The organism is Arthrobacter sp. AOP36-F1-5 (assembly GCF_058137995.1).
Genome location: NZ_CM176892.1, coordinates 2144429 through 2166033, shown reverse-complemented (window position 1 = coordinate 2166033; position 21605 = coordinate 2144429). Strand labels below are relative to the sequence as shown.

The 21605-nt window shown below is 68.4% G+C and carries 18 protein-coding genes and 1 tRNA gene; 11 read left to right on the top strand and 8 right to left on the bottom strand.

Going from position 1 to position 21605, the window contains the following annotated elements; all coding sequences use genetic code 11:
- Positions 1-73 precede the first annotated feature (73 nt).
- From AC3ZI9_RS09900 to AC3ZI9_RS09870, 7 genes are all read right to left on the bottom strand, one after another.
- On the bottom strand, positions 74-880 hold the full coding sequence (locus AC3ZI9_RS09900; protein WP_489923560.1) for a hypothetical protein: 807 nt from the start codon (positions 878-880) through the stop codon (positions 74-76).
- A gap of 217 nt (positions 881-1097) precedes the next feature.
- Positions 1098-1170 (bottom strand) — tRNA-Arg (locus AC3ZI9_RS09895).
- Between the two features lie 86 nt (positions 1171-1256).
- On the bottom strand, positions 1257-1856 hold the full coding sequence (locus AC3ZI9_RS09890; protein ID WP_444553590.1) for a hypothetical protein: 600 nt from the start codon (positions 1854-1856) through the stop codon (positions 1257-1259).
- Complete coding sequence (locus AC3ZI9_RS09885; protein WP_444566474.1) at positions 1853-3238, bottom strand: DUF58 domain-containing protein; 1386 nt, start codon at positions 3236-3238, stop codon at positions 1853-1855. Before AC3ZI9_RS09885 ends, AC3ZI9_RS09890 begins: the two co-directional genes overlap by 4 nt.
- Positions 3235-4239, bottom strand: coding sequence for an AAA family ATPase (locus AC3ZI9_RS09880; RefSeq protein WP_444553588.1), 1005 nt, complete (start codon positions 4237-4239; stop codon positions 3235-3237). The genes AC3ZI9_RS09885 and AC3ZI9_RS09880 overlap by 4 nt, the downstream gene beginning before the upstream one ends.
- Positions 4236-4733, bottom strand: coding sequence for a hypothetical protein (locus AC3ZI9_RS09875; protein WP_444553587.1), 498 nt, complete (start codon positions 4731-4733; stop codon positions 4236-4238). The genes AC3ZI9_RS09880 and AC3ZI9_RS09875 overlap by 4 nt, the downstream gene beginning before the upstream one ends.
- Positions 4730-5500, bottom strand: coding sequence for a DUF4129 domain-containing protein (locus tag AC3ZI9_RS09870; RefSeq protein ID WP_444553586.1), 771 nt, complete (start codon positions 5498-5500; stop codon positions 4730-4732). Before AC3ZI9_RS09870 ends, AC3ZI9_RS09875 begins: the two co-directional genes overlap by 4 nt.
- Positions 5501-5616: 116 nt before the next feature.
- Between AC3ZI9_RS09870 and argS the strand changes: the two genes are divergently transcribed.
- The 11 genes from argS (at position 5617) to AC3ZI9_RS09815 (ending at position 20493) form a co-directional block, all read left to right on the top strand.
- Positions 5617-7260, top strand: coding sequence for an arginine--tRNA ligase (gene argS, locus AC3ZI9_RS09865; protein WP_444553585.1), 1644 nt, complete (start codon positions 5617-5619; stop codon positions 7258-7260).
- 2 nt (positions 7261-7262) lie between these two features.
- Positions 7263-8681, top strand: a complete 1419-nt coding sequence (lysA, locus tag AC3ZI9_RS09860; protein ID WP_444553584.1) for a diaminopimelate decarboxylase — start codon at positions 7263-7265, stop codon at positions 8679-8681.
- Between the two features lie 7 nt (positions 8682-8688).
- Positions 8689-9996, top strand: a complete 1308-nt coding sequence (locus AC3ZI9_RS09855; RefSeq protein WP_444553583.1) for a homoserine dehydrogenase — start codon at positions 8689-8691, stop codon at positions 9994-9996.
- Positions 9997-11097 (top strand): threonine synthase, encoded by a 1101-nt coding sequence (gene thrC, locus AC3ZI9_RS09850; protein ID WP_444561567.1) that lies wholly within the window; start codon positions 9997-9999, stop codon positions 11095-11097.
- Positions 11098-11100: 3 nt separating this feature from the next.
- Complete coding sequence (thrB, locus tag AC3ZI9_RS09845) at positions 11101-12117, top strand: homoserine kinase (RefSeq protein WP_444553581.1); 1017 nt, start codon at positions 11101-11103, stop codon at positions 12115-12117.
- 315 nt (positions 12118-12432) lie between these two features.
- Positions 12433-14589, top strand: coding sequence for a transcription termination factor Rho (rho, locus tag AC3ZI9_RS09840; protein ID WP_444553580.1), 2157 nt, complete (start codon positions 12433-12435; stop codon positions 14587-14589).
- Positions 14590-14740: 151 nt separating this feature from the next.
- Positions 14741-15823 carry a peptide chain release factor 1 gene (gene prfA / locus AC3ZI9_RS09835; RefSeq protein WP_444553579.1) on the top strand — a complete coding sequence of 361 codons (1083 nt, stop codon included), beginning with the start codon at positions 14741-14743 and terminating at the stop codon, positions 15821-15823.
- Between the two features lie 7 nt (positions 15824-15830).
- Positions 15831-16736, top strand: coding sequence for a peptide chain release factor N(5)-glutamine methyltransferase (prmC, locus tag AC3ZI9_RS09830; protein WP_444553578.1), 906 nt, complete (start codon positions 15831-15833; stop codon positions 16734-16736).
- Positions 16720-17553, top strand: coding sequence for an L-threonylcarbamoyladenylate synthase (locus tag AC3ZI9_RS09825; protein WP_444553577.1), 834 nt, complete (start codon positions 16720-16722; stop codon positions 17551-17553). The genes prmC and AC3ZI9_RS09825 overlap by 17 nt, the downstream gene beginning before the upstream one ends.
- A 112-nt stretch (positions 17554-17665) precedes the next feature.
- Complete coding sequence (locus tag AC3ZI9_RS09820; protein WP_444553576.1) at positions 17666-19486, top strand: polysaccharide biosynthesis protein; 1821 nt, start codon at positions 17666-17668, stop codon at positions 19484-19486.
- Positions 19486-20493: an MraY family glycosyltransferase gene (locus AC3ZI9_RS09815; protein WP_489923559.1), complete on the top strand. Its 1008-nt coding sequence runs from the start codon at positions 19486-19488 to the stop codon at positions 20491-20493. The genes AC3ZI9_RS09820 and AC3ZI9_RS09815 overlap by 1 nt, the downstream gene beginning before the upstream one ends.
- Here the strand turns inward: AC3ZI9_RS09815 and AC3ZI9_RS09810 are convergent.
- A complete protein-coding gene (locus AC3ZI9_RS09810; RefSeq protein WP_489923558.1) occupies positions 20490-21458 on the bottom strand; it encodes an IS481 family transposase in 969 nt (322 codons plus the stop codon). The genes AC3ZI9_RS09815 and AC3ZI9_RS09810 overlap by 4 nt on opposite strands.
- Positions 21459-21605 lie beyond the last annotated feature (147 nt).

Here is a 21605-nt window from a genome sequence, read left to right as displayed (position 1 = left end):
TGGCAGCGGGCCACGGAATCGTTCCGAGGCCCGCAGCATCAGGGGAGCGGACGGCGTCGTCCTGCGGCGTTGATCAGGCCGATTTCAGGGTGTCGAGGACCCGCTGGGCCTCATCGGCGATGTGCTGCAGGGACTCCTGATCGGACTCCTCGCCCTGGATCTGGAGCTGTACCTGGATCCCGTCGTCGAGCAACGAGACATTGGTTCCGGGGATCTTGGTGTCCTGGACGGTGGTGACGGTCTGGAGGGCCAGGGCCGACGGGGCGTCCGTCTTCACCGTGGCCTCCTGCATCTTCATCGTGGTCTTGATGCCCATGACCTCGACGTCCATGTTCTTGCAGTCATCCAGCGCGTCGACCCCCTCGTCGAACTTGGCTTGGTTCTGAGCCGGGTCACCGGCGGACATGACGGTGAGGGTGAAGGTCTGCATCGGGTTGTCGGGATTGGGGTAGGTGCCGACCGCGATGTTGTTCTTCTTCAATTCCTCTTCGATGTCGATTCCCTGGGCGGAGTTGCACTTCTCGGGAGAGATCTTCATCCCCTCAACCATGGCTCCGGCCGCCCCGGCCTGGGCGCGCAGCGTTTCGCCCGACATGATCTGCACGCCGGTCTTCCCGTCGAAGTAGGCGGTCACCGCCTTCTTGAGTTGGGCATCGGAAAGGGCTGCATTGTTCCCGGCCCTGGAGCTGGCCTCCGGCGAGGCCGGTGCCGTGGAGGATCCTGCGTCGACGGTGCGGGCGGACGACGAGGCCTCGGCGGCACTGGACGAGGGCGAGGCGGCCGCGGGGGAGTCCTCCGAGGCGGAGCCCGAAGCGGAGCAGCCGGACAGGGCCAGGGCGGCGGCCAGCGGGAGGGTGAGATAAAGCGGTTTCCTGGACATGTGCTCCTCCGTCGGATGGGTGCAAGTGATGGGAAGAAGCCTTGAAATCGTGATCGGCCCCCAGATCGATGGGCAACGGAATCCGTGCCGCTTGGATTAACCTATCCGATGGATGACAACGGGGCGAAACACGTCCCCGGAGCATGGCGCAAAGTTCCGACACGAAAAAGGTCCCCGGCCGAAGCCGGGGACCTGATCTTGGGTGCCCAGATGAATGTGCCCTCGAAAGGATTCGAACCTTCGACCTTCTGCTCCGGAGGCAGACGCTCTATCCCCTGAGCTACGAGGGCGTGCCGCAGATTGCTGCGCGGCGGGGAACCTCAAAGAGCTTAGCAGGAACCGGAGCCCCCCGTGCAACCCGGAGCGTCCGGAGGGCCTAGTTAGGATTCTCCGGGCGCCGGGCCACCCGCGACGCCGTCCAGGCGCCGGCCATCAGGATCCCGGCCGAGACGATGCCGGCGACGGCTCCCAGGGTTCCGGCGGCCGGGGCGGCCCACCAGGAGAGCAGGAGTACGACGAGGCTGAGTAGTTGGGCGGCCAGCTGCGGCGCCGCCGCGGCCCGAGCTGCTTCGAGGAGCGCCTGCCGGGTGAAGCGGGCCGAGCGGGGAGCCAGTGCGGACAGGGCCAGCAGCACGTAGATGCCATGGGCGGCCAGCACATACAACGGCAACGTCCACCAACCCACCGTGCTGACCTGCAGATAGGCGGCCCCCAACAGCAGCAAGGCGATCAGGGCCGTGACGTGCTGGGGCCAGCGCAGGATCAACGCCGCGACGGCCACCGCGACGGCCACCCCGGAGCCCAGTGACACCGGGTCCCGCCCCTGGGCATTGAGCACCGCGGCGGGCAGGCAGCCGGCCAGGAGCAGTCCGGCCGCAATGAGGGCCAGCAGCGAGGCCGGGTACGTCCCCAGGGCCAACGGTTCCAGTGACGCGGGCCGGCGCTCGGGGCGGGGCCGGCGCAACAACGCGTTCATCGGCCACCGCCGGGCAGGGAGTTGGCGCGTGACCGGGCCAATCCCCAGCGTTCCACGGATTCACGCAGGACCGTCGCCGGGAGCACCTCGATGCCTTCGGCGGCCAGCTCGGCCCGCACCGCGCCACGGGTGGCCATGAGCAGGGTCAGGGCCTGTGCTTCGGAAAACGGGAGATCGGTGGCATCGGGGTCGGGCAGGGTGTCGACCACGGCGACGACGTGTCCGGCCCGGGCCCAGCGTGCCGGGATGGAAGCGACGTCGTGGTCCAGCAGCGGGGAGAAGAAATAGACCAGTGTCCCGGGCGCCGGTGTCGGGAGCCGGCTGGGGAGGATGCTGCTGGAGGAGACCGCCAGCGCCGCGAATCGCCGACGCAGCAGTTCCAGCTGGCGGTGTCCACCGGCGGGACGGACCGGGGAGGAGAATCCGACGGCGTCCAGCATCCCGACCCGATCACCGCGAGCCAGATAGGCCGCAGCCAGGGAACCGGCGGCGCTGCGCGTGAGCTGGAGGCTGGTGACCATGCGCAGGGCATCCAACGAAGGGTCGATCCAGGCGGCGACCCGGGCCGGGAAATCAACGCGGGCATCGATGGCCAGGGTGACCCCGGCATCGGCCGGTGCCAGATAGCGGCGGACCAGCGGCATGCCCGAGGCCTCCGTGTTGCGGGCCGTGGCCCGCCAGTCGATATGCCGGCGGTCATCTCCGGGCCTGAGCGGCCCCACGTCCCGTAATTCGGTTCCCCCACCACGGAGCCTGGCGTGGTGGCTCCCTGCATGGGCCCGCAGCGCCGAGGGGGTGGGCAGGCGCCGCACCGGATCGGGGGAGGGCTGGAGCATGGCGGTGAGTTTGCCGGTCTGCGACTCGTGGCGACAGATGCCCAGATCGGGGCTGAAGGCGGACACCCGGTAGGCCAACAGATCACGTCGTCCGCCCCGGGGGACCCGGATCCCCAAGCCGGGTGTTTCCGCCGTCGTGGCGATCAGCGCCGATTCCCTTCCTCCCGGGGCCACCGCCCGCACCACCATCAGGGCGGGGACGGTCCGGGGGTCGGGGCCCGCGTCGCGGAACAGGATCCGCCGTCGGGTCCCGCCAGTGACCTGGGCGTGGACGGACCGATCGAACTCCAGCGTCGGGACATGCCGGTTGCCGAACCGGCGCGGGGTCGACACGGCGATCAGGGCGAAGAGGGCCCCCAGGACCGCGACATCGGGGCGGCGGGCGATGGCGGCCCCGACGCCGAAGAGCAGGGCCAGTAGTACGGCCACCCCCCATTGCGGGGATCTGGCGGCAGGACCCGCCACCGCAGGTTGCCGGCGGGCGTCCACCAACCGGGATACGGGGGGTTCGGTCGTCGTCGGCTGGGAGCCGGAGCCGGGGCTCACGGTGCGGTGGCCGGGACCTCGACGGACCCGGTGATTTCGTCGATGAGCCCCACGGGATCCGCTCCCCGGGCCCAGGCCGCCGGGGAAAGCACCAGCCGGTGGGCCAGGACCGGGACGGCCACCTCCTTGAGGTCCTCGGGAACCACATAGGCCCGCCCGTCCAGTGCCGCCATGGCCCGAGCCATCAGCACCAGGGCCTGGGAGCCACGCGGCGAGGCACCGACCTGGACCTCGTCCAACCCTCGGCTGGCCGCGGTCAGACGCACCGCGTAGGCCACGATATCCGCCGAGACAGGAACCCGGGCCAGGTCCTCCTGCAGGGTGCGCAGGGCAAGAGGGTCGAGCACCGCCTCCAGGACCGGTTCCACCAGGCCACGTTCCAACCGCTTCGCCACGATGTCGGCTTCGGCTCCCGCCGTGGGATACCCCAGGGCCAACCGGACCAGGAAGCGGTCCAGCTGGGCCTCGGGCAGCGGATAGGTGCCTTCGAATTCCACCGGGTTGGACGTGGCGAAGACATGGAAGGGCACGGGCAGACGGTGGGTGGAGCCTTCGATGGAGACCTGCCCCTCGGCCATGGCCTCCAGCAGGGCGGATTGGGTCTTGGGGGAGGTGCGGTTGATCTCGTCGGCCAGCAGCAGGCCGGTGAAGACGGGACCGGGCTGGAAGTCGAAACTGCGCTCGACGGGATCGAAGATCGAGGAGCCGGTGACGTCCGAGGGCAGCAGGTCGGGAGTGCACTGCAACCTGCGGAAACCCAGCCCGAGTGTCTGGGCCAGGGACCGGGCCACCAGCGTCTTGCCCAGTCCGGGCATGTCCTCGAACAGGACGTGGCCTCCGGCCAGGACGGCGGCCAGGGCCAGTCGCAACGGGGCGCGGGTGCCGATCACCGCTCGCCCGACCCCTTCCAGGACCGCGGTGCCCGCGGCGGCGATGCGCGCGGTGGTTTCTTCGGCGGCGGGGCCATCGAACTGCTGGGGGCCTGATGCGGGATCGCTCATGAGCGGCCTTTCGTCGTGAGGGCGGACAGTGGGGGGGCCTGGGAGAACCAGAGGTCGACTTCGTGGGCGGCGGCGGTGGCCTGCCGGGACGTGAGGTCGCGGCCGGCCTGCAGTTCACGGTGCGCCACGACGGTGGCAGGGCCCACGGCTTCGGGGTCCCCGGCGAACCGGACCGCCGTCCCCACCGCGTGCTCCAGGCCCCGGGCCGCCGGGGAATGCCTGCTGAGGCGTTTGGAAAGCAGGGCGAAGGACAGGGCACGGAAGCCCTGGTTGCCGTTGGCCGGGCGTCCGGGATCCAGCGGGATCCGGGTGGAGAACGTCAGCAGCGGAAGGATGGTGAACAGATAGCCCACACAGACACCCAGCGCGGTGAACACCGCGGTATGGCCGGCATCGATGCGGGTGTAGAGGCAGAAGCCCAGAGCGATGACGCCGAAGGAGAGCGGGCCGATCCACACCGTCCTTCCGCGCTGGCCCGCAGCCGGCCGCTTCATGCGTCCACGCTGGCGGGTCGGGATGGTCGGCGTTTCCCGGCCGCGGCGACTTCCTCGGCCAGCACGGTGAAATCGGCGCCGGCGCGGCGGCCCTGGGCGAGGTCGGGTTCCCAACCAGGGGTACCGGCGTCGTATCTGGCCCGCTCATACAGGGCCAATAGCCGGGCCAAGGGGGCGCGGGAGACCCCGAAAGCCGCCAACATGGCCCCGGCGTGTTCGGTGGGGGTCTGGGATCCCCGGCGTTCCTGCCCGGCCGAAGCAGCCAGCTGTTCGAGCTCGACCCAGGAGGCAATGAGGCGCGAATGGATCTGACCCGCGGTGGCCCCGTCGAGCGAGGCCCCTGCGTGGGTGAGGCTCTGGGCCACTTCGGCCCGCAAGGCGGCCTCGCGGGCGATGAGGTCGGCGGGGGCGGTTTCGGGGTCCACGTCGGCCCGGTCCTTGCGGCGCAGCGAGAGCACCAGGACGACCAGGAGCAGGAGGGTCGCGGCGAACAGGGTGGCGGCGATGGTCTGGCCGATCGTGGAGATGGTCTGCTCGTCCGGGCGGTTCTGCGGGGCGACGGTCCCTTCGATGGGACCCTCGAGTTCCGGTTCCGCGCTCGGGGGTGCGTCCCCCTTCAGCGCCCCGTTCTGCTGGGGGATCCCCGGGGGGCTGTCGTGGCTCAGGGTGGGCAGGGCCGAGGCCCCGAAGACCACCAGCAGGGCCCCGAGGAAGACCACCATGAAGGCCATGGTGGGCCGCGGCATCCGCCTTGTGGTTCGTCCCATTTCGTTCCCCTGGTCGTCGCTGACCTGTTGGTGGGTGAATCTACCAGCAGCAGCGCTCCGGGCGCAGTGGGGTCATCGAGTCGGAAGCGGGCCTGCCGGGCCGTTATCCTTGGGGGGTGACTCCTGAAGAACTCTCCCTCGCCATTTCCGCCTGCCTGCGCGAAGCCGTCGCTGCCGGTGAATTCACCGTCGACGTGCCCGAAGAAGTGCGGGTGGAACGACCCAAGAGCCGTGAGCACGGGGACTGGGCCACCAACATCGCCCTGCAGCTGGGCAAGAAGGCCGGCATGAACCCGCGCGAATTCGCCGCCGCCCTGCGCGAACGCCTGGTCTCGATCCCCGGGGTCGCCTCCGTCGACATCGCCGGACCGGGATTTCTGAACATCACCCTCGACGCGGCCGCCGCCGGTGAGCTGGCCAAATCCATCGTCGAGGCAGGGGCCGCGTACGGGGCCGGGTCGAGCCTGGCGGGCCAACGGATCAACCTTGAATTCGTGTCGGCGAACCCGACGGGACCGATCCACCTCGGGGGGACCCGGTGGGCCGCGGTCGGGGACTCGCTGGCCCGAATCTTCCAGAACCAGGGCGCCGAAGTGACCCGTGAGTACTACTTCAACGACCATGGCGCCCAGATCGACCGCTTTGCCCGGTCCCTGCTGGCCAACGCCCGCGGTGAAGCAACCCCCGAGGACGGCTACGCGGGGCAGTACATCGATGACATCACCGCGCGTGTGCTCGCCATCGAGCCGGAGATCCTGCAGGCTGCCGATCCGCAGGAACGCTTCCGGGCGATCGGCGTGGACATGATGTTCGGGGAGATCAAGTCCTCCCTTCACGACTTCGGCGTCGACTTCGATGTCTTCTTCCACGAGGATTCCCTGCACCGCGATGGCTCGGTCGAGAAGCTGCTGGAACAGCTGAAGACCTCCGGAAGCCTGTACTTCGCCGACGGGGCCTGGTGGTTGCGCTCGACCGAACACGGGGACGACAAGGACCGGGTCGTCATCAAGTCCGATGGCCAGGCCGCCTACATCGCCGGGGACATCGCCTATATCCAGGACAAGCGGGCACGGGGCTTCGACCTGAACGTGTACATGCTCGGCGCCGACCACCACGGCTACGTCGCCCGGTTGAAGGCCGCCGCGGCGGCCCTGGGCCACGACCCGGACTGCGTCGAGGTCATGATCGGCCAGATGGTCAACCTGATGCGCGAGGGCAAACCCGTGCGCATGTCCAAACGGGCCGGCACCGTGGTCACCCTCGAGGACCTGGTGGACACGGTGGGGGTGGACGCGGCCCGCTACGCGCTGACCCGCTATTCCTCGGACTCGAACATCGACATCGACCTGGATCTGCTGCAGCAGAAGTCCAACGACAACCCGGTGTTCTACGTCCAATACGCCCATGCCAGGTCCCGGGCGGCCTCGCGCAACGCCGCGGCCGCCGGGGTGGACCGCAGCGCCTTCAACGCCGCGCTGCTGACCCACGAGACCGAAAACGACCTGCTGGCCGTGCTGGCGCAGTTCCCGCACCACCTGGTCGGTGCCGCGGAACACCGGGAGCCGCACCGTGTGGCCCGCTACCTCGAATCCCTGGCCGGGGCCTACCACCGCTGGTATGCGGCGGCCCGGATCACCCCGTTGGCCGACGGACCGGTCGAGGACGTCAACCGCACCCGGCTGTGGCTCAACGACGCCACCACCCAGGTGCTGGCCAACGGCCTGGACCTGTTGGGCGTTTCGGCCCCGGAGAGGATGTAGCCGTGGCGGCCTCGAATCTGGCTCCCGACTGGTTGAGCTACCCCACTGACATCAACGCACTGCACCGCGTCCAATGGGCCTCCGGAGTGGCCCGCACCGATGACGGCGAACTGGCGGTTCAGGGACTGCGCGTGACGGAGCTGGCCCGCCGATACGGCACCGCCTTGTTCGTGCTGGACGAGGATGACTTCCGGGCCCGGGCCGCCGGCTTCCGTGAGGCCTTCGACGCGGCCTTCGCCGAACTCTGCGGCGGGGTCGACGTCTACTATGCCGGCAAGGCGTTCCTGAGCATCGAGGTGGCCCGCTGGATCACCGAGGAGGGACTGCGTCTGGACACCTGCTCGGGCGGGGAACTGGCGGTGGCCCGACGCGCCGGGGTCCCGGCGGCGAACCTGTCGCTGCACGGGAACAACAAATCGGCGACCGAGATCGACACCGCCCTGGACCTGGGGCTGGGCCGGATCGTGGTGGACAGCCTGGATGAGCTCGACCGCATCATCACCCTCGCCGGCCGCAAGGGCGCCACCGCCAACGTGATGCTCCGGTTGACCCCGGGGGTCCATGCGAGCACCCACGAGTTCATTGCCACCGCCCACGAGGACCAGAAGTTCGGTCTGTCCCTGGTCCCCGACGCGACCGGCAGTTCGCCGGCGGCGGCGGCCGTGGCGGTGGCCCTGGAGGCGCCGGAGGTGAATCTGCTGGGCATCCACGCCCATATCGGCTCGCAGATCTTCGAGGCCGAAGGTTTTGAGATCGCCGCCCGCACCATGCTCGGCTTCCTGGGCGCGATCCGGGACCGGCACGGGGTGGAGCTGCCCGAACTGGATCTGGGCGGCGGATACGGCATCGCCTACACCGAGGCCGACACCCCCCGTGATCCGGCCGAGCTGGCCCGGGCGATGGCCGCCGTCGTGGCCGAGGAAGCCGCCGCCCTGGGGTTGGCGGTCCCGCGGATCTCCATCGAACCCGGACGGGCCATTGCCGGCCCGAGCACCTTCACCCTCTACGAGACCGGGGTCCGCAAGACCGTCCAGGTCGACGACGGGGCCGGTACGCTGCCGCGTCGCTATGTTTCGGTGGACGGCGGGATGAGCGACAACGCCCGGCCGGTGCTCTACGAAGCGGACTACAGTGCCGTGCTCGCCTCGCGTGTGACGGAGGCCGAACCGATTATGTCCCGGGTGGTTGGAAAACACTGTGAAAGTGGTGACATAGTCGTCCGGGATGTTTACCTGCCGGACGACGTCGCGGCGGGCGACCTCCTCGCGGTCCCCGGAACCGGTGCGTATTGCTGGGCTTTGGCCAGCAACTACAACTATCTGGGCCGGCCCGCGGTGATCGCCATCCGCGATGGTGCCGCCCGCGTCATCATCCGCAGGGAAACCGAAGACGATTTGTTGGCCCGTGACATGGGAGCGTAGGTAACACGTGAAGAAACTCAAGGTGGCCCTCCTCGGCTGCGGCAATGTCGGTGCGCAGGTCGCCAGGATCCTGCTGGACGACGCCGAAGTCCTCTCCGAGCGCACCGGGGCGGGACTGGAACTGGCAGGCATCGCCGTGCGCAACACCGGGGCACCGCGCGATGTGGAACTGCCCGCCGGACTGTTCACCACCGATGCCGAGGCACTGGTGGACTCCGCGGATATCGTCATCGAGCTCATGGGCGGCCTGGAACCGGCCGCCTCCCTGATCCGCCGGGCCATCGATGCCGGAGCCACGGTGGTCACCGGGAACAAGGCGCTGCTGGCCAAGGACCTGCCGGGGCTCTCGGCCCGGGCCAACGAGGCCGGAGTCCAACTCTCCTACGAGGCAGCCGTGGCCGGGGCCATCCCGATCCTGCGGCCCATCCGCGATTCCTTGGCGGGTGACCGGATCACCAAGGTCATGGGCATCGTCAACGGCACCACCAACTACATCCTCGACGCCATGGACACCTCCGGCGCGGCCTTCGACGACGCCCTGGCCAAGGCCAAGGAGCTCGGCTACGCCGAAGCCGATCCGACGGCGGACATCGAAGGCCACGACGCCGCCTCGAAGGCGGCGATCCTGGCGACTCTGTCCTTCCACGCGCCCTTCGACCTGGACGATGTGGACTGCGAAGGCATCACCTCCGTCACCGCCGAGGACGTGGCCGCCGCCCGCGAACAGGGAATGGTCATCAAGTTGCTGGCCATCGCCGAACGCCTGGGCAACGGCAGCGGCCCCGAAGGGGTCGGCGTCCGGGTCCACCCGACGCTGATCCCGCGCGTGCACCCGCTGGCCGCGGTGCACGGGGCCTTCAATGCCGTGTTCGTCGAGGCCGACAATGCCGGGGAACTGATGTTCTACGGCCAGGGGGCCGGCGGCCGTCCCACCGCCTCGGCCATCGTCGGTGATGTCGTCTCCGCGGCCCGTCGCGTCGTCCTGGGCGGTCCGGGACGCACCGAGGCCACCGTCGGCCAGATCAAGGCCCTGCCCATCGAAGCGGTACGCACCAGCTACAGCATCGGCCTGCAGGTCAGCGACAAGACCGGCGTCCTGGCCAAGATCGCGAAGATCTTCACCGACCACAAGGTCTCCATCGAAACCATGCGCCAGAGTCCCGAGGACGTCGAAGGGGATGCCCCCGGCTCGGCGTCGCTGCGCTTCGTCACCCACCGCGGCAGCGAAGCAGCCCTGGCCGCGACCGTGGCGGACATCAAGGAACTCAGCGTCGTCACCGCCGTGACGTCCGTACTCCGAGTCGAAGGAAACTAAGTGGCCCACCAGTGGCGCGGAGTCATCCGCGAATACGCATCCCGACTGCCCGTGGACGATTCCACCCGGGTCATCACCCTGGGGGAGGGGGGCACCCCGCTGGTCTTCGCCCCGGCGTTGTCCGAACTCACCGGATCCGAGGTGTACCTGAAGGTCGAGGGGATGAACCCCACCGGCTCCTTCAAGGACCGAGGCATGACCATGGCCATCACCGCGGCGATCGCCTCCGGCGCCGAGGCCGTCGTCTGCGCCTCCACCGGCAACACCTCGGCCTCGGCCGCCGCCTACGCCACCCAGGCGGGCATCAAATGCGCCGTGCTGGTCCCCGACGGCAAGATCGCCATGGGCAAGCTCTCCCAGGCCATCGCCCACGGTGCCGAACTGCTGCAGGTCAACGGCAACTTCGACAACTGCCTGGAGGTGGCCCGGAAGCTGAGCGAGAACTACCCGGTCTTCCTGGTGAACTCGGTGAACCCGGCCCGGATCGAAGGCCAGAAGACCGGGGCCTTCGAGATCGTGGATTTCCTGGGGGACGCCCCGGACTACCACCTGTTGCCGGTGGGCAATGCGGGGAACATCACCGCCTACTGGAAGGGCTACCAGGAGTATTCCGAGCCCTACGAATCCGCCAGTGCCGGCCAGCTGGCCCCCGTGGCCACCAAACGCCCGATCATGTGGGGGTTCCAGGCCGCCGGCTCGGCACCGATCGTCGCCGGCCACCCGATCACCGAACCCGATACGATCGCCACCGCCATCCGGATCGGCAACCCTGCCTCCTGGGCCCAGGCCGAAGCCGCCCGTGATGAATCCGGCGGCATGATCGACGCCGTCAGCGACGAGGAGATCCTCGAGGCCCACCGCTGGCTTTCGGCCAAGGAAGGGGTGTTCGTGGAACCGGCATCCGCTGCGGGGGTCGCCGGACTGCTCAAGCACCATGCCGCCGGGGACGTCCCGGCCGGTAGGAAGATCGTCATCACGGTCACCGGCCACGGGCTCAAGGACCCGCAATGGGCCTTGCGCAACGCGGACGGATCCGACGTCGCCCCCACCAAGGTGGACTTCGACGTCGTGGCAGTGGCCGACGCCCTCGGCCTGGCCTGAAGCATGGGCCGCACGAATCCCGCGGGCATCCCCGTCCCCCAGGCCAGGGTCCACGGCCCGGTCGTGGCCCCCGGCCAACGGGTGACGGTGTCGGTGCCCGGGACCACCGCCAACCTGGGTCCCGGCTATGACTGCCTCGGGCTGGCATTGGGTCTGCGCGACACGTTGACGGTGACCACGACGGCGGAAACCGGGGTCAAGGTCGAGGTCGAGGGGGAGGGTGCCGGCTGCCTGCCCACCGATGCCCACCATCTGGTCGCCCGCACCATCCTTGCCCGGTGGGCCGACGCCGGGGCCGGACCTGCCGGACTGCGGCTGCACGCCCATAATGTGATCCCGCACGGACGGGGGCTGGGTTCCTCGGCGGCGGCGATCGTCTCGGGGCTGGCTGCCGCCGACGCCCTGCTGCCCGAGGCCCTGCGCCGCGAGGTGACCGGCCGCGAACCACTGTTCGCGGCCGCAGCCCGGTTGGAGGGCCACCCCGATAACGTCGCCCCGGCCGTCGAGGGGGCCCTGACGCTGTCGCTGCAGGACGAACACGGGGCCCGCAGCACGGCACTGGAGCTGGACCCGTCGATCGTGCCGGTGGTGGCGATCCCCGATACCGAACTCTCCACCCGGACGGCCCGCTCGCTGCTGCCGGACACCGTGCCGCACGCGGTGGCCGCGGCCAATGGAGCCCATGTGGGTCTGCTGGTCCATGCCCTGGCCGGGCACCCGGAGCTGCTGCTGGCGGCCACCGAGGACCGGCTCCACCAGGACCAGCGGGCCCCGGCGATGCCCGCCTCGGCCGAACTGATCTCCCGGCTGCGGTCCGCGGGGCATGCGGCAGTGGTTTCCGGCGCCGGGCCCACGGTGCTCATCCTGGCCGTCTCGGCCCGGGAAGCCGATGCCGTCGCCGAACTCATCGCCGCCGCGCCGACCGTCACCCGGGATCCCGGATCGAGGGCCGCCGCGGTGACGTGGCGTGTCCTGATGCCCGGGATAGACCTCACGGGTGTTAGAGTGGAGTCGCACTAGCGGTAATACCCCCGGTATTCGCGACGGAGACGTTTGGTCACCATCGGGATCGGGGAACGCACGGATCGTGCACTTCGCGAACTCCACTTATTTGGTTCCCCTGTGTCGACCCGAAGCAGACCGCGTGCGGCTTTCATGCTGGCCGTGCCCCGATTGCCGGGGAACCGGCGGCCACCACACAGGATGAATGCTTCAGGGCAGCATCGGCGTTTGCCGATATGCCCGGCAGCCGGCCCGCATCTGAAGCGGAGTACCGGAAGACAACCCAGCGGATCGTTCCGATATGATCCGCCCGACGAGGGGGAAGGAACCTTCGTGACCGATACCACCAGCCTGACCGCAGGCGTGGAAGAAACGTCGACGGCACCACAGAGCGCAGGACTGGCCGGGCTCAAGCTCGCCCAGCTCCAGGCACTGGCGTCACAACTGGGGATCACCGGCGGATCGCGGATGCGCAAGGGTGATCTCGTCACCGCCATCTCGAACCACCAGCGTGGCGGCTCCGTCGCCGACCGCGACAAGCCAGCCAAGGCCGCAGCAACACAGGCCCCCGCCCAGAAGGCGAAGACCGCCGAGAAGGCGCCGGCCGAGGCCGCCCCGCAGTCCGAGTCCGAGGATCGCCCGGCCCGTGGCCGTGGCCGCAGCCGTCGAGCCAGCAGCGATGGGCAGAGCACCGCTACCGAGTCGACCGACTCGAAGCAGGTCGCCTCCGCTCCCGACGCCGAGGCCGAGACCTCCAACGATTCCGGCTCCAACCAGCGCCGCAGCCGTGGTGCGCGCCGTACCTCCGAGACCACCGAGGGCAACGACGCCAACTCCGGTTCAAGCCAGGACGGTGGCCAGCAGCAGGAGGGCGCCCAGTCCTCCGGCGGCAACGACGACCGCCAGGACCGGGGCAACGACCGTTCGCGCAACCGTCGTTCGCGTAACCGCCGCGACAACAACGAGTCCGGCAACTCCCATGACTCCCGCGATGGAAACCGCGACGAGGGCCAGAAGGGCCAGCAGAACGACTCGGGTCGCAACGACCAGCAGGACAATCAGCGCGATCACGGCAACCGCCGGGACAACCAGCAGGACAACCAGCGCGACCACAGCAACCAGCGTGACAACCAGCGGGAGAACAACCGCCGGGACAACCAGCGGGACAACGACCACCGTCGCGACAACGATTCCAACGACCGCGGTGGACGCAACAACCGCCGCGACCGGAACCGCAATCGCAACGACCGCAACGACCGGAACGACCGGAACAACCGTCGCGGACGCAACCGCAACCAGCCCGAGGTGGACGACACCGAGGTCACCGAGGACGATGTCCTGCTGCCGGTGGCCGGGATCCTGGACGTGCTGGAGAACTACGCCTTCGTGCGCACCTCCGGCTACCTGCCCGGGCCCAGCGACGTCTACGTCTCGCTGAACCAGGTCAAGCGCCACAACCTGCGCAAGGGCGACGCGGTCGTCGGAGCCATCCGGGCCCCCCGCGATGGCGAGAACAACAACTCGGGCAACCAGCGGGCGAAGTTCAATGCCCTGGTGAAGCTGACGAACGTGAACGGCAAGCCGGTCGAGGAGAACAAGGACCGTGTCGAGTTCAACAAGCTCGTCCCGCTCTACCCCTCCGAGCGTCTGCGCATGGAAACCGACGCCAAGCTCGTCGGACCGCGCGTCATCGACCTGGTCGCCCCGATCGGCAAGGGCCAGCGTGGCCTGATCGTCTCGCCGCCGAAGGCCGGCAAGACCCTGATCCTGCAGTCCATCGCCAACGCGATCACGGTGAACAACCCCGAGGTCCACCTCATGATGGTGCTCGTGGACGAGCGTCCCGAAGAAGTCACCGACATGCAGCGCACGGTCAAGGGCGAGGTCGTTGCCTCGACCTTCGACCGTCCCGCCGACGACCACACCACGGTCGCGGAACTGGCCATCGAACGGGCCAAGCGCCTGGTGGAAATGGGCATGGACGTCGTGGTCCTGCTGGACTCGATGACCCGTCTGGGCCGTGCCTACAACCTCAGCGCCCCGGCCTCGGGCCGGATCCTTTCCGGTGGTGTCGACTCGGCGGCCCTGTACCCGCCGAAGCGCTTCTTCGGTGCCGCCCGCAACATCGAGAACGGTGGCTCGCTGACCATCCTGGCCACCGCACTGGTGGAGACCGGCTCCAAGATGGACGAGGTCATCTTCGAGGAGTTCAAGGGCACCGGCAACATGGAGTTGCGCCTGTCCCGCCAGTTGGCGGACAAGCGGATCTTCCCGGCAGTGGATGTGCGCGAATCCAGCACCCGCCGCGAAGAGAACCTGCTTTCTCCCGAAGAGATCAAGATCATGTGGCGTCTGCGCCGGGTGCTCTCCGGGCTGGAGACGCAGCAGGCGTTGGAGGTCCTCACCTCCAAGATCCGCGAAACGCAGTCCAACGCGGAATTCCTGATGCTGGTGTCCAAGACGACCCTCGGGTCCAAGTCCGACTCCTAGCTACCCGTACCGCCCGGATCCGGTCCCGCCCCTGAAGGCGTGGACCGGGCCGGGCGTTATGCGTTAAGGCCGGGAGACGGCCCGTTCGTCCCTAGACTGGTATCCGCGTGGAAACCGCAACCACCCGTGGTGCCGAGAAAGAAGTACAGCCATGTTCGAGTCCATCCAGGGCCTGCTCGACGAGCACGCCGAACTGCAGGCCAGGCTCAGCGACCCCGCCGTCTACCAGGACCAGGCGGTGGCCCGGAAGCTCGGACGCCGCAGTGCCCAGCTCAACGGGATCGTCGAGGCGCATAAGCGCTACGTCCAGATCACCGAGGACCTGGAAGCGGCCCGGGAGATGGCCGAGGAGGACGCAGAGTTCGCCGAAGAGGTCGCCAGCCTGGAGGCCGAACTGCCGGCCGCGGAGGAGAAGCTGCGCCGTCTGCTGATCCCGCGGGACCCCAACGACTCCCGTGATGTGATCCTGGAGGTCAAGGGTGGTGAAGGCGGCGACGAGGCGGCACTGTTCGCCGCGGACCTGCTGCGCATGTACACCCGCTATGCGGAGCACCGGGGGTGGAAGACCGAACTGATCTCCTCCAACGAATCGGATCTCGGTGGCTATAAGGACGCCCAGATGGCCATCAAGGGAAAGTCCAACGATCCTGCTGAAGGCGTCTACGCCCACCTGAAGTTCGAGGGCGGGGTGCACCGCGTGCAACGGGTGCCGGTCACCGAATCCCAGGGGCGGATCCACACCTCGGCCGCGGGCGTGCTGGTGCTGCCCGAGGTCGACGAGCCGGAGGAGGTGGATCTGCACCCCAACGACCTGAAGGTCGACGTGTACCGGTCCTCGGGCCCCGGCGGCCAGAGCGTGAACACCACCGACTCGGCAGTGCGCCTGACGCACCTGCCCACCGGGATCGTGGTGGCCATGCAGAACGAGAAGTCCCAGATCCAGAACCGTGAAGCGGCCATGCGCGTGCTGCGGTCCAGGCTGCTGGCCCATCAGCAGGAGCAGATCGACGCGGAGAACTCCGAGGTCCGCAAGTCCCAGGTGCGCACCATGGACCGGTCCGAGCGCATCCGCACCTACAACTACCCGGAAAACCGGATCGCCGACCACCGCACCGGATATAAGGCCTACAACCTGGACCACGTGATGAACGGGGAACTGGACCCGCTGATCAACTCCTGCATCGAAATGGACGAACAGGACCGCCTGGACGCCATCGGCGACGACCAGAAGTAGGCCCGCGGTGGAACTGGAGCAGGCACTGCGCACGGCGGTGGGAGAACTGCGCGAGGCCGGGGTCTCCTCCCCGCGCGCCGACGCGGAACTGCTGGCCGCGCATCTGCTGTCCGTCTCCCGGGGCCGCGTCCTGGCCCTGGCCCTGGCGGGGGCCCCGGCCCCCGAGGGATTCCAGGAGCTGGTGGCCCGCAGGGCCCAACGGATCCCGCTGCAGCATCTGACCGGGGTGGCCTATTTCCGTCATCTGGAGCTGGCCGTCGGACCCGGGGTGTTCATCCCGCGTCCGGAAACGGAACTGCTGGCCCAACTGGCGATCGACCGGGCCCGGGAGGTCCTGGCCGGGCAGGGCGGCGTACGGGTCGTGGATCTGGGGACCGGTTCCGGGGCCATCGCCGCCGCGGTGGCCAGCGAGGTTCCCGGCGCGGAGGTCTTCGCGGTCGAAATCAGCGAGCAGGCCTACCCGTGGGCGCTGCGCAACACCGCCCCCCACGGCGTCACGTTGGTCGCCGAGGACCTGCGCACCGCTTTGGCCCGGCACCACGGGACCTTCGACCTGGTGGTGTCCAATCCCCCCTACATCCCTCCCGGCGCCATCCCGCGGGACCCTGAAGTCCGCGACCACGATCCGGAGCTGGCGCTCTACGGGGGAGGGCCCGACGGACTGGATCTGCCGCGCGCGGTCATCGCCGCCGGGGTCCGCCTGCTGGCCCCCGGAGGCTATCTGGCCCTGGAACACGCGGAGGTCCAGGCCGGACCGATGCAAGGACTCTTCGCCGAAAGTGGTCGGTGGCAGGGGATCCACGGCCACCGCGACCTCAACGACGCCGACCGGGTGACCGCCGCCTACCTGGCCGAAACCGCCGTCCCCGCCGGATCGACATGGAAGAATGGACCCCGTGACCGAACGCTTTGACTGCACCACCGAACCCACCCGCTCCGAGGCCATCGCCGCCGCCCAGGAGGCCATTACGGCCAAACAGTGCGTCGTGATGCCCACGGACACCGTCTACGGGATCGCCGCCGACGCCTTCTCCGCCCAGGCGGTGGCCACCCTGCTGGCCGCCAAGGGCCGGGGACGGAACATGCCGCCACCGGTGCTCATCGCCCGGGTGGGGACCATGGACGGGCTCGCTGCCGAGATCCCCGACGATGCCCGGCTGCTGGCGAATTTCTTCTGGCCCGGCGCCCTGACGTTGATCCTGCGCAGCCAGCCGAGCTTGTCCTGGGATCTGGGCGACACCCGGGGCACCGTGGCCTTGCGCATCCCCGATGACCGGATCGCCCGGGATCTGCTCAAGGAGACCGGCCCGTTGGCGGTTTCCAGCGCCAACCGTTCCGGCCAGCCGGCCGCGACGACGGCGGCCGAAGCCGAGCAGATGCTGGCCGAATCGGTCGCCGTCTACCTCGACGGCGGGCCACGTCCCGAGCCGCTGGAGGACGCGGAGGCCTCTGCCCTGCCCTCGACCATCGTCGACTGCACCGGCGAGGTCCTGCGCGTGGTGCGCCAGGGCGCCCTGGGCCTGGAGGAACTACGCGAACGCGTCCCGTCGCTGCTCGGTATCGACGAGGCCATGCCCGACGCGGCCAACCCTCAAGCCGAACCCGAAGGTTCTGGTGTAGAACTGAAGGACGACGACGACGCCGAGGCCTCCGGGACGCCGGAATCGGCCCCGGCCGACCCTGGTGTTTCCGACGTCCAGGCCGACGGCCCGCCGCCGACCACCAGCTAGGACCGCGGAACCAACCGCATGCAGGACCCAAGATCCAAGGTGCCACCCACCGTGGCACCTGCCGGGAGACCGGACCATTGACGAGGAGCACAGACCTGAGCGTCGCGAACATATGAGCACCAGGCAAAGCCCCGATCTACCCAAGACCGCCAGCAGCGACCGGATCCTCTGGCTCGGTTCACAATTCCTGCTGGATGCCGTGGCCTGGGTCATCGCGATCATCATCGCCATGATCCTGCGCTACGAAATGACCTTCGACCCGGCCAAGATCGACGGCGTCGCCATCATCGCGGCGGTGGCCATCGTCAGCCAGCTGGTGGTCGGGACCGCCCTGTCGCTCTATCGGGGACGGTACAGCTTCGGGTCCTTCCACGAAGCCAAACTGCTGGTCATCGTCACCGTCACGGTCTCGGTGATCCTGACCATCGTGCTGCTCTTCGCGGGCATCCCGATGCAGATCGCCCGCGGCATCGGCCTGATTGCCTTCCCCTTCGCCTGCATCTTCATGGCGGCGATCCGCTACGTCAAACGCATGCATGTCGAGAGCAAGACCAAACCCGGGGACCACGCCGAACGCACACTGATCTACGGGGCCGGCTTCGTCGGCACCTCCATCGTGACCCGGATGAGCAACGACCGGCTCTCGCCCTGGCAACCGGTGGGACTGATCGACGACGACCCGTCCAAGAAGCATCTGCGCATCTCCTCCGTGCCGGTGCTGGGCCGCCGGGAAGACATCCCCGACGTGGTCCGCCGCACCCGGGCCACCGTGATCCTGCTGGCCATGGCGAACATGGATGCCGTGGCGATCCGGGAGATCAGCGATCTGGGGCACTCACTGGGGCTGAAGGTCCTGGTCGTCCCGCCGCTGCGCGACATGCTCACCGGAGGCCATGAATTCTCCTTCCGCGAAGTCGACATCGAGGATCTGATCGGTCGCCACCCGGTGGATATCCACGTCGACGAGATCGCCGGGTACGTCACGGGCAAACGCGTGCTGGTCACCGGGGCCGGCGGTTCCATCGGCTCCGAACTGTGCCGACAGATCAGCATGTACCAACCGGCCGAACTGATCATGCTCGACCGTGATGAAACCGGGTTGCAGACCACCCAGATCTCCTTGACCGGCCGGGGCCTGCTCAACGGGCAGGATACGGTGCTGGCCGATATCCGCGACGCCGAGACCCTGACCGGGATCTTCGTGGACCGCAAGCCGGAGGTCGTCTTCCACACCGCCGCACTCAAACACGTCTCGTTGTTGGAGCAGTATCCGGAGGAAGCCTGGAAGACCAACGTGCTGGGCAGCCTGAACGTGCTCAACGCGGCCCGGGGGGCCAACGTGGACACCTACGTGAACATCTCCACCGACAAGGCGGCCAACCCCACCACCGCGCTGGGGCACTCCAAACGGGTCGCCGAGAAGCTCACCGCCTGGATGGGCGAGCAGACCGGCTGCAAATACGTCTCGGTCAGGTTCGGCAACGTGCTGGGCAGTCGTGGTTCGGTGCTGCCGCTGTTCACCGAACAGATCCTCAAGGGGGGCCCGGTCACCGTCACCGACCCGGAGGCCACCCGGTTCTTCATGACCATCCCCGAAGCCTGCCAACTGGTCATCCAGGCCGGGGCGATCGGCCGGGGCGGGGAAGTGATGATCCTGGACATGGGCAAGGCGGTACGCATCCTTGACGTCGCCGAGCACATGATCCAGCTCAGCGGCAAGGACGTGGAAATCGAAATCACCGGACTGCGCCCGGGGGAGAAGCTGCACGAGGACCTCATCGGGGAAGGCGAAGGCGATGAACGCCCGCTGCACCCGAAGATCTCCCATGCCCATATCGACGTCCTGGATCCCGCCGTCATGGACCTGGGGGAGTGGAAGCACCGCCAGGGCCTCACCGATGGTCCCGGCCACGACGCCCAGGACGCCGTGTAGTGGCCGGAACCGCCATCGTGGCCATCGCCGTCGCATTCGTCGCCGGTGTCCTGCTGCCTTTCGCCCTCATCCCGCTGCTACAGCGCCTGGGGGTCATCGACGTGCCCAACGACCGCTCCTCGCACACCATCACCGCGGTGCGCGGATTGGGGTTGACCATCACCGTGGCCATCATGGCCGGCTTCGCGATCATCTGGGCCACCGCGGACAACGCCTCGGGGGGCCTGCTTCCCGTGGTGGCCGGGGTCGCCCTGGCCGCGGCCGTCCTGGGCTGGGTCGAGGACTACCGCGGGGTTTCGGTGGGCTGGCGGTTCTCCCTGCAACTGATCATCGGTGCCGTCGGCACCACGGCGATGGTCATCCTCACCGGCAGCTCCTGGTGGTGGATCCTCGTCGGGGCGCTGGCCCTGGGCGCCTACATCAACGTCGCCAACTTCATGGACGGCATCAACGGGATCAGCGGCCTGCACGGGCTGGTGGTCGGTCTCTTCTTCGCCGGGGCCGGGGCGATCGATGACCAGGCCTGGCTCATCGCCCCCTCCCTGGTCGTCGCCGCCGCCTTCGCCTCCTTCCTGCCCTGGAACCTGGGGCGGGGGCACGTCTTCCTCGGGGACGTGGGCAGCTACCTGCTGGGCGGAACGCTGGCGGCACTGGGCGCCGCGGCCTTCCTGAACGGGATGGAAGCCGGCTATCTGCTGGGCCCGGTGGCCATCTACCTGGTGGATACCGGGTACACCCTTTTGGTCAGGATCCGCGGCGGGGAACGCTGGTATGCCGCCCACCGACAGCACGTCTACCAGCGACTGACCGATGTCGGTCTGAGCCATCTCGGCTCGTCCCTGATGGTCGCCGCCGCGACCGCGCTATGTGCTGGTGGTGCCATGCTGGCCGTCCTGTCGAACGGGGTGGGACAGTACCTGTGGGGCGTCTTCATCTTGCTCGTGGTGCTGCTGTACCTTTCGAGTCCTGCCTGGATTGGGCGACTGCGCGGCAACGTCGCGGCCTAGCTGTATTGACCACTGAGGTTGGGTACGCGGGCAGCGGGTGGAAGTCCTCGTAGTGAAGTGTGGCCTCGGTGATGATTGTAGTGGTGTTGCCACTGTTCGAAGGCGGCGATGCGTTCGGCCTCGGAAGTATAGGGGCGGGCGTAGGCCCATTCGTCGAGCATGGTGCGGTTGTAGCGCTCGACCTTGCCGTTGGTTTGAGGGCGGTAGGGGCGGGTGCGCTTGTGCTTGATGTCCTCGCCCAGGGCGTCCCGGAAGGCGTGGGAGCGATAGCACGACCCGTTGTCGGTGAGGACTCGTTGGACCGTGATGCCCACGCTGTTGAAGTAGTCGTTGGCACGTTTCCAGAACCCGGCGGCGGTCTCCTTCTTCTCGTCGTCGAGGATCTCGGTGTAGGCCAGGCGGGAATGGTCGTCCACGGCGTTGTGCAGGAACATGTAGCCGGGTCGGCGGTTGGATTCGGCGCCGGTCTTGTTCCGCACCCCGTCGAATCGTCCCAGCATCTTGTGGCCTCCGCCGTCGGGGATCCGGCCGAGTTTCTTGATGTCGACGTGGACCAGGTCCCCTGGGTTCTCGTGTTCGTAGCGGCGGATGTTCCGCCCGGTCGCCCGGTCCTGCCAAGCCAGCTTGGCCAGCCCGTAGCGGGAGAGGACCTTGTGGACGGTCGAGGGGTGCATGCCCAGCAGGTAGGCGATGCGTGCCGGGCCCCAGCGGCGGTTCACGCGCAGGGCGATGATCCTTCGCTCACGCCGCTTCGGGGTCTGGTTGGGAGAGCGCTGGGGCCGGCTGGATCGATCGCGCATTCCTGTGGGGCCGAGCTCCCGGTACCGTTTGGCCCACCGGGCTGCGGTGGTCACGGAGACCTGGAAGCGTTCGGCGGCGCGGCGTAGCGGCCAGCCCTCGTCGACGATGCTCTGGGCAAGGGACAGGCGGCCCTTGGGGGCAAGAAGTGCGTTAGCGTGGAGCATGGAAGACCTCCGGTGTTGGAACGGACTCTGAACAAGCCCACCTTCACCCGGAGGTCTTCCCTATTTCAACTACCCCGGAGCGTTACCAACGTCCGTGGTCAATACACCTAGCCACCCCCGGTGCAGAATACTTTTCTATCTCGTGTA